The sequence below is a fragment of the Streptomyces prasinopilosus genome (assembly GCF_001419695.1).
Taxonomy (GTDB): domain Bacteria; phylum Actinomycetota; class Actinomycetes; order Streptomycetales; family Streptomycetaceae; genus Streptomyces; species Streptomyces prasinopilosus.
On the sequence record NZ_LIRG01000377.1, the window covers coordinates 1 to 7043 of the forward strand.

At 71.5% G+C, this 7043-nt stretch carries 6 protein-coding genes; 2 read left to right on the forward strand and 4 right to left on the reverse strand.

Annotated features, from left to right (window positions below; translation table 11 throughout):
* Nucleotides 1-124: 124 nt before the first annotated feature.
* The gene (locus AOK18_RS16755) at nt 125-331 is read left to right on the forward strand and encodes a DUF5999 family protein (protein WP_055570875.1); all 207 of its coding nucleotides are present in this window, start codon (nt 125-127) and stop codon (nt 329-331) included.
* A 124-nt stretch (nt 332-455) separates the two neighbouring features.
* Here the strand turns inward: AOK18_RS16755 and AOK18_RS16760 are convergent, their stop codons facing one another.
* From AOK18_RS16760 to AOK18_RS16770, 3 genes are all read right to left on the reverse strand, one after another.
* Nucleotides 456-1220, reverse strand: a complete 765-nt coding sequence (locus AOK18_RS16760) for a carbohydrate ABC transporter permease (protein WP_240503209.1) — start codon at nt 1218-1220, stop codon at nt 456-458.
* Nucleotides 1221-1384: 164 nt separating this feature from the next.
* Nucleotides 1385-2383, reverse strand: coding sequence for a carbohydrate ABC transporter permease (locus AOK18_RS16765; protein ID WP_055570874.1), 999 nt, complete (start codon nt 2381-2383; stop codon nt 1385-1387).
* A gap of 6 nt (nt 2384-2389) precedes the next feature.
* Nucleotides 2390-3682 carry an extracellular solute-binding protein gene (locus tag AOK18_RS16770; protein WP_055694899.1) on the reverse strand — a complete coding sequence of 431 codons (1293 nt, stop codon included), beginning with the start codon at nt 3680-3682 and terminating at the stop codon, nt 2390-2392.
* Nucleotides 3683-4172: 490 nt separating this feature from the next.
* Between AOK18_RS16770 and AOK18_RS16775 the strand changes: the two genes are divergently transcribed.
* Nucleotides 4173-4568 carry a TOBE domain-containing protein gene (locus AOK18_RS16775; RefSeq protein WP_055572217.1) on the forward strand — a complete coding sequence of 132 codons (396 nt, stop codon included), beginning with the start codon at nt 4173-4175 and terminating at the stop codon, nt 4566-4568.
* A 182-nt stretch (nt 4569-4750) separates the two neighbouring features.
* Here the strand turns inward: AOK18_RS16775 and gcvP are convergent.
* A partial coding sequence (gene gcvP, locus AOK18_RS16780; RefSeq protein WP_055694900.1) for an aminomethyl-transferring glycine dehydrogenase occupies nt 4751-7043 on the reverse strand: 2293 nt, incomplete at its 5' end.

A 7043-nucleotide genomic window follows, 5' to 3' on the forward strand; every position in this document is an offset into this window, starting at 1 on the left:
CCGTGGTGATGGGCCCGTCGCGACGGGCCCATCACCACGGGGGGCGGCCATGAACGAAGCTTCACGCCGCGGAACTGAAACGACAGCCAGCCCACAGGTCACGCCGAAGCGAAAGATCCCTTCCATGTGCCAGCACCAGTCACCCTGCCCCGCAGCCGATTCCGCCGACCGGGAGTCCGCCCGTCTCGTGGCGCACCACCCGGAGCAGGGCTGGAGCCTGCTGTGCAACGGTGTCGTGCTCTTCGAGGACACCGGTGAGCTCCTGCCCGACGGCAGGTGCATCGCCCCGCAGCGCTCCCGGGGCACCACCCAGGCGATGACCACCGCCTAGCCCTGCCGGGCGGAGCGGAGCCCGCCCACGGAACACCGGGGGCCGGACCGCGGGACTCCCGCGACCCGGCCCCGACGCATATCCGGGGTCCGTCACGCGCCGTCACGTACCGGACGTGTATGCGTCACCCCTTGGTCGCGCCTGCGGTCAGGCCGCCGACGAGCTGGCGCTCGGCGACCGAGTAGAAGGCGAGCGCGGGAACCATGGCCAGGACGAGGTAGGCGAAGACCCGCGCGGTGTCCGCGGAGTACTGGCCCTGGAACTGCTGGACGCCTATGGGGATGGTCCACCAGGTGTCGTCGGTGAACACCAGCAGCGGCAGGAAGAAGTTGTTCCAGCTGGTGACCACCGCGAGCACCGAGACGGTGCCCAGCGCGGGCCGTGCCATCGGCAGCAGCACCCGCCAGAAGAAGCCGAACGGACTGCAGCCGTCGAGCGTGGCCGCCTCCTCCAGCTCCCCCGGGATCTGCCGGAAGAACCCGCGCAGGATGATGATCGTCATCGGCAGGCCGAAGGCGGCCTGCGGGAGGATCACGCCGAGCGGGTTGTCCAGCAGGCCCATGGAACGCAGCAGCAGGAACAGCGGCAGCGCGGCCACCGCGAACGGGAACATCAGCCCCATCGTGAACAGCGTGAACAGCACTTCCCGTCCCCGGAAGGCGAACCGGGCGAAGGAGAACGCCGCCAGCGCGGACACCGCGACCACGATCAGGGCCGTGGCGACCGCGATCAGCGTGCTGTTGCCGACCAGCCGCCAGAAGTCGCCGGAGGCGAGGATGCCGGTGTAGTTGGCGCCCACCCACGGGTCGGGCAGCCCGACGGGGTTGCCGGAGAGCTGGTCGGTGGACTTGAACCCGGACAGCACGGCGTACAGCAGGGGCACCGCCATCACCGCGCCGACGGCGATCAGGACGAGGTGTAACGGCAGGGTCCGCAGGGGGCGCGGGGGCCGTGGCCCGGACCCGGTTCCGGGTGCCGGCCCGCCCGCGGATCCGGCCGGGGGCACCGGTGCGGACGCGGACGCACGCAGGGCGGTCCGTTTCCGGGGGTGCGTCATTCTCCGCCTCCGCGCATGGTCGTGGTCGCCCCTTCGAGGTCCCGGCGCAGCACGAAGCGCTGGTAGGCGAGGGCGAAGACGAAACTGATGCCGAACATGACCACGCTGATCGCGCTGGCGTAGCCGACCTGGTAGCGCTTGAAGCCGTACTGGAACATGGTCACGGCCATGGTCTCGGAGTGGTGGTCGGGGCCGCCCTGGGTGATCACCCACACCAGGTCGAACAGCTGGATGGCGCCGATCACCGACAGGAAGACGCTGATGCGCAGGGTGGGTGCCAGCAGCGGCAGGGTGACGTTGCGGAAGCGCTGCCAGGGTCCCGCGCCGTCGATCAGCGCCGCCTCGGTCAGCTCCCTGGGGACGGCCTGGAGCCCGGCCAGGTGGAGCATCATGTGGAAACCGAAGTACTTCCAGGTCATGACCAGGAAGAGGGTCGCCATCACCATGTCGGGATCGGCGAACCACTCCCCGCCGAGGCCTTCGAGCCCCACCTTGCCCAGGAGTTCGTCGGCGAGCCCTTCGCCGGGGGCGAAGATCATCGCGAACAGCACCCCGGTGATGGCCTCGGACAGCACGTACGGGGCGAAGAACAGCATGCGGTACACGGCCCGGCCGCGTACGCGCTGGTTCAGCGCCACGGCCAGGGCCAGCGCGAACGGCAGCTGGAGGACGAGCGAGAGGACGACCAGCAGGAAGCAGCGCCACAGGTCGCCCAGGAACACGGGGTCCTGGAACAGCCGGACGAAGTTGTCGCCGCCGACGAAGTCGGACGGCATGCCGAAGCCGCCCCACCGGAAGAAGGCGGCGTACACGGCGAACAGGATCGGCAGCAGCACCAGGACGCCGAACAGCACCAGCGCGGGCACCTGGAAGCCGACCGCGGTGAGCCAGTGCCGCGTGCGCCGGCGCCGGCCTCCGCGCGCGCCGGCGGTGGGCGGGGGCGGGGGATCGGTCTCGGCGCCGGTCCTCTTGTCCGGCAGGAACGTGGAGGTCATCGCCGGCTACTGCTCTTCCTTCGCCGTCTTCGTGAGGGACTCGGCGACCTGCCCGGGGGACTTGGAGCCGGCGATGAGGGCGCCGACGGAGGTGTTGACCTCCTGGCCGAGAGCGGGGGCGTAGGCCTGGTCGAGGTAGAGCTGGAAGCCGGTGGTGCCCTTGAGCTGTTCCTGCACGGCCTGGAGGTTGGCGTCGGTCAGTGCCTTCTCGGCGGCCGGGACCACGGGCAGCACCCCGGTCTTCTCGACCAGTTCGCGGTCCGTCGTCTCGGAGGCGAAGAACTCCAGGAAGTCGACCGCGGCCTGCGGCGCGCCCCGGCGCAGCGCGTGTCCGCCGCCCCCGCCGAACACCTCGGTGATGGTGCCCCTGCCGCCCTCGACGGCCGGGAACGGGAAGAAGCCGAGATCGTCGCCGAGGCCCTTGCCCGCGTCGGCCTGGACGACGGGGGCCCACTGGCCCATCAGTTCCATGGCCGCCTTGCCGTTGCCGACCGCGGCGGCCTGGCCGGTGGGAGTGGAGTAGGAGGCGCCGAGGAAGCCCTTCTGGAACGGTTCCAGGTCGACGAGGGCCTTGAGGTGCTCTCCGGCCTCGACGAAGCCGGGTCCGGTGAAGTCGTCGTCCGCGTCGGCCTTCGCGAGGGCGTCGACACCGGCGGTGCGCATCGCGAGGTACGCCCAGTAGTACATGCCGGTCCAGGTCTCCTTGCCGGCCAGGGCGATCGGCGTGACCCCGGCGGCCTTCAGCTTGCCCACCGCGTCCAGGAACCCGCTCCAGGTGGTCGGCGGCTCGGCGATCCCGGCCTTCTCGAAGAGCGCCTTGTTGTACCAGAAGCCGACCATGCCGATGTCGAACGGGATGCCGTACAGCTTGTCGTCGAGGAGGTAGGGCTCCTTGGCGACCGGCAGCAGGCCGTCGGCGAACGCCTTGGTGGAGCCGGTGAGGTCCTCGACGAGCCCCGCGTCGACCTGCTGCTTGAGCACGCCGCCGCCCCAGGTGTGGAAGATGTCCGGCAGCTTCCCGGAGGCGGTCAGCGCGGTCATCTTGGACTTGTAGGCGTCGTTCTCGAGCTGCACGATCTTTATCCTGACCGTGGGGTTCCGCTTCTCGAACTTCCGGGCGAGAGCGGCCCAGACGTCCTTCGCCGGCTGGGTGGTGGAGATGTTCCACCACTCGATCGTGGTCGTCCCCGACGCCCCTCCGTCCGAGTCGCCGCCGCACGCGCTCAGTGCCGTGATGCCCAGGCCGGCCGCGGCGGAGGCCGCCAGGAAGCCGCGGCGGGACAGTGCCGGGTCGCCCATGTCGTGCGCTCCTTGGAGTCGGGGGCGGGCGTCTCCGCACCCACCCACTGGTTCGAAAATTTCGGAACAGATCCAGAAACATGCGCTGTTGCCGCACCCTAGGGACAGCCGCCAAACGGTGGCAACCCCTTGTACGCGGTGAATCTGCCCCAACCCCGCGCCCCATGCGCCGAGTTCGCCGTCCACCGGGCCGGCTCGGGGCCCCCTGCCGCCCTCCGGGGGACGGAGCCCCTGCCGGTCGGCCGGTCCCGGAGCGTCCTCTCCACCCCCACCGGCGGTCCGGACCACGGCCCTTCCGGGGGTCCGGTCCACGGCGGACGACCAGGGCGTGGCAACGGCTCCCGAAGATCCCGAGCGGCACCGCACCGCCCCCGAAGGAATGCGAAACTTTCGGGTCATCTGGCGAACTTTACGAACGAGGGCGCGGAATCCGCTCGTCCTCGTCGCCCCCGCGCCGCCCGGCTCCTGCGCCCGCCCTATCGTGATCGGCATGCAGTCCTACACGATCGGCCAGGCAGCGCGGCTGCTCGGCGTCAGCCCGGACACCGCCCGCCGCTGGGCGGACGCGGGCCGGGTCACCACCCACCGCGACGAAGGGGGGCGGCGGCTCATCGACGGGCGGGACCTGGCCGCGTTCTCGGTGGACCTCGCGAGGGCCGGCACGGCCGAGGAGGGGACGCCGTACACCTCGGCGCGCAACGCCTTCCCCGGCATCGTCACGGCGATCAAGCTCGGCGACGTGGCCGCCCAGGTCGAGATCCAGGCGGGCCCGCACCGGCTGGTCTCGCTGCTGACCCGCGAGGCCGTCGAGGAACTCGGCCTGGAGGTCGGCATGGAGGCCACGGCACGGGTGAAATCGACGAACGTCCACATCGACCGCGTCTGACGCGCGGAAGCGGCCCGGCCCCGGCGCCGGGCCCGGCGGGACGGACGGGAGTACGACGAGGGGCTCCGCTCCGGCCGTGCGGCCGGAGCGGAGCCCCTCCACTTCTCGACACCGGTGCCGGCGCCGGGCGTCGCGCCCCGGCCGCCGGTCCCGGTTCCGGTCCCGTGGGACCGCCCGCGGGGTCAGTCCTCGTACGCCTCCAGCGGCGGGCAGGAGCACACCAGGTTGCGGTCGCCGAAGGCCTGGTCGACGCGGCGCACCGGCGGCCAGTACTTGTCGGCGGCACTCACCCCGGTCGGGAAGACGGCCTCCTGGCGGCTGTACGCGTGCTCCCACTCCCCGCCGAGCGCGGCGGCGGTGTGCGGGGCGTTGCGCAGGGGGTTGTCGTCCGCGGGCCACTCACCGGAGCCGACCTTCTCGATCTCCGCGCGAATCGCGATCATCGTCTCGCAGAACCGGTCGAGTTCGGCCAGGTCCTCGGACTCGGTCGGCTCGATCATCAGCGTCCCGGCCACCGGGAACGACATCGTCGGCGCGTGGAAGCCGTAGTCGATCAGCCGCTTGGCCACGTCGTCCACGCTCACGCCGGTCGCCTTGGTCAGGGGGCGCAGGTCGATGATGCACTCGTGCGCGACCAGTCCGCCGGGGCCGGTGTACAGCACGGGGTAGTGCGGCTCGAGGCGCTTGGCGATGTAGTTGGCGCTGAGCACCGCCACCTGGGTGGCCCGCTTGAGCCCCTCGCCGCCCATCAGCCGGACGTACGCCCACGAGATGGGCAGGATGCCCGCCGAGCCCCACGGCGCCGCGGAGATGGGCCCGATCCCGGTCTCCGGTCCGGCCTCGGGCTGCAGCGGGTGGTTCGGCAGGTACGGCGCCAGGTGCGCCCGCACGCCGACCGGGCCGACGCCGGGACCGCCGCCGCCGTGCGGGATGCAGAAGGTCTTGTGCAGGTTCAGGTGCGAGACGTCCCCGCCGAAGTGTCCGGGCTTGGCCAGCCCGACCAGCGCGTTGAGGTTCGCGCCGTCCACGTACACCTGGCCGCCGGCCTCGTGCACGGCCGCGCAGATGTCGGCGACGTGCTCCTCGAACACTCCGTGCGTCGAGGGGTACGTGATCATCAGCACCGACAGCTCGTCGCGGTACCGCTCGATCTTCGCGCGCAGGTCGTCGATGTCGACCTCGCCGTCCTCGGCCGTCTTCACGACGACGACCTTCATGCCGGCCATGACGGCGCTGGCGGCGTTGGTGCCGTGCGCGGAGGACGGGATGAGGCAGACGGTGCGCTGGTCGTCGCCGTTGGCCCGGTGGTAGCCGCGGACGGCGAGCAGCCCGGCCAGTTCGCCCTGGGACCCCGCGTTGGGCTGGAGGCTCACCTTGTCGTAGCCGGTGACCTCCGCGAGCCGCTCCTCCAGCTCGCGGATGAGCGTGAGGTAGCCCTGGGCCTGCCCGGCCGGCGCGAAGGGGTGCAGCTGCCCGAACTCGGGCCAGGTGATGGGCTCCATCTCCGCGGTCGCGTTGAGCTTCATGGTGCAGGAGCCCAGGGGGATCATGCCGCGGTCCAGCGCGTAGTCGCGGTCGGCGAGCCGGCGCAGGTAGCGCAGCATCGCGGTCTCGGAGCGGTGCTGGTGGAAGACGGGGTGCGTCAGGTACTCGTCGGTGCGCAGCAGGGCGTCCGGGAGGGCGTCGCGCACGACCGCGTCCAGGGACGCGACGTCCCCCTCGACACCGAAGGCGCTCCACACGGCGGCGAGCCGGTCACGCGTGGTGGTCTCGTCGCAGGCGACCGAGACGAGGTCGGCGTTGACGAGGTGCAGGTTGACGCCGTTGTCCCGGGCGGCGGCCACGACCTCGGCGGCACGCCCCGGGACCCGGACGGTCAGCGTGTCGAAGTAGGAGTCGTGGACGATCTCCACGCCGCCGGCCCGGAGCCCTTCGGCGAGGACGGTCGCGTAGCGGTGGGTGCGCCACGCGATGGTCCTCAGCCCCTCGGGGCCGTGGTACACGGCGTACATGCCGGCCATGACGGCGAGCAGCACCTGGGCGGTGCAGATGTTGCTGGTGGCCTTCTCCCGGCGGATGTGCTGCTCACGGGTCTGGAGCGCGAGCCGGTAGGCCCGGTTCCCGTCCGCGTCGACGGAGACACCGACGAGCCGGCCGGGCAGGCTGCGCGCCATCTTCTCCTGCACGGCCATGTATCCGGCGTGCGGTCCGCCGAAGCCCATCGGCACGCCGAAGCGCTGCGTCGTGCCCACCGCGATGTCCGCCCCGAGTTCGCCGGGGGACGTCAGCAGCGTGAGGGCGAGCAGATCGGCGGCGACGGTGACGAGCGCGCCCAGCTCGTGCGCCCGGTCGATCACCGGCTTGATGTCGCGTACGGCACCGGAGGCACCCGGGTACTGGATCAGCACGCCGTTGATCTCACGCCCGGCCAGCTCGGCGGGGATGCCCTCGCTCAGGTCGGCGACGACGACCTCG

What these genes read in the sequence shown, in the direction of transcription:
- AOK18_RS16755 (WP_055570875.1), top strand. Translation starts at nt 125, where the DNA reads ATGTGCCAGCACCAGTCACCCTGCCCCGCAGCCGATTCCGCCGACCGG.
- AOK18_RS16760 (WP_240503209.1), bottom strand. Translation starts at nt 1,220, where the DNA reads ATGGCGGTGCCCCTGCTGTACGCCGTGCTGTCCGGGTTCAAGTCCACC.
- AOK18_RS16775 (WP_055572217.1), top strand. Translation starts at nt 4,173, where the DNA reads ATGCAGTCCTACACGATCGGCCAGGCAGCGCGGCTGCTCGGCGTCAGC.
- AOK18_RS16765 (WP_055570874.1), bottom strand. Translation starts at nt 2,383, where the DNA reads ATGACCTCCACGTTCCTGCCGGACAAGAGGACCGGCGCCGAGACCGAT.
- AOK18_RS16770 (WP_055694899.1), bottom strand. Translation starts at nt 3,682, where the DNA reads ATGGGCGACCCGGCACTGTCCCGCCGCGGCTTCCTGGCGGCCTCCGCC.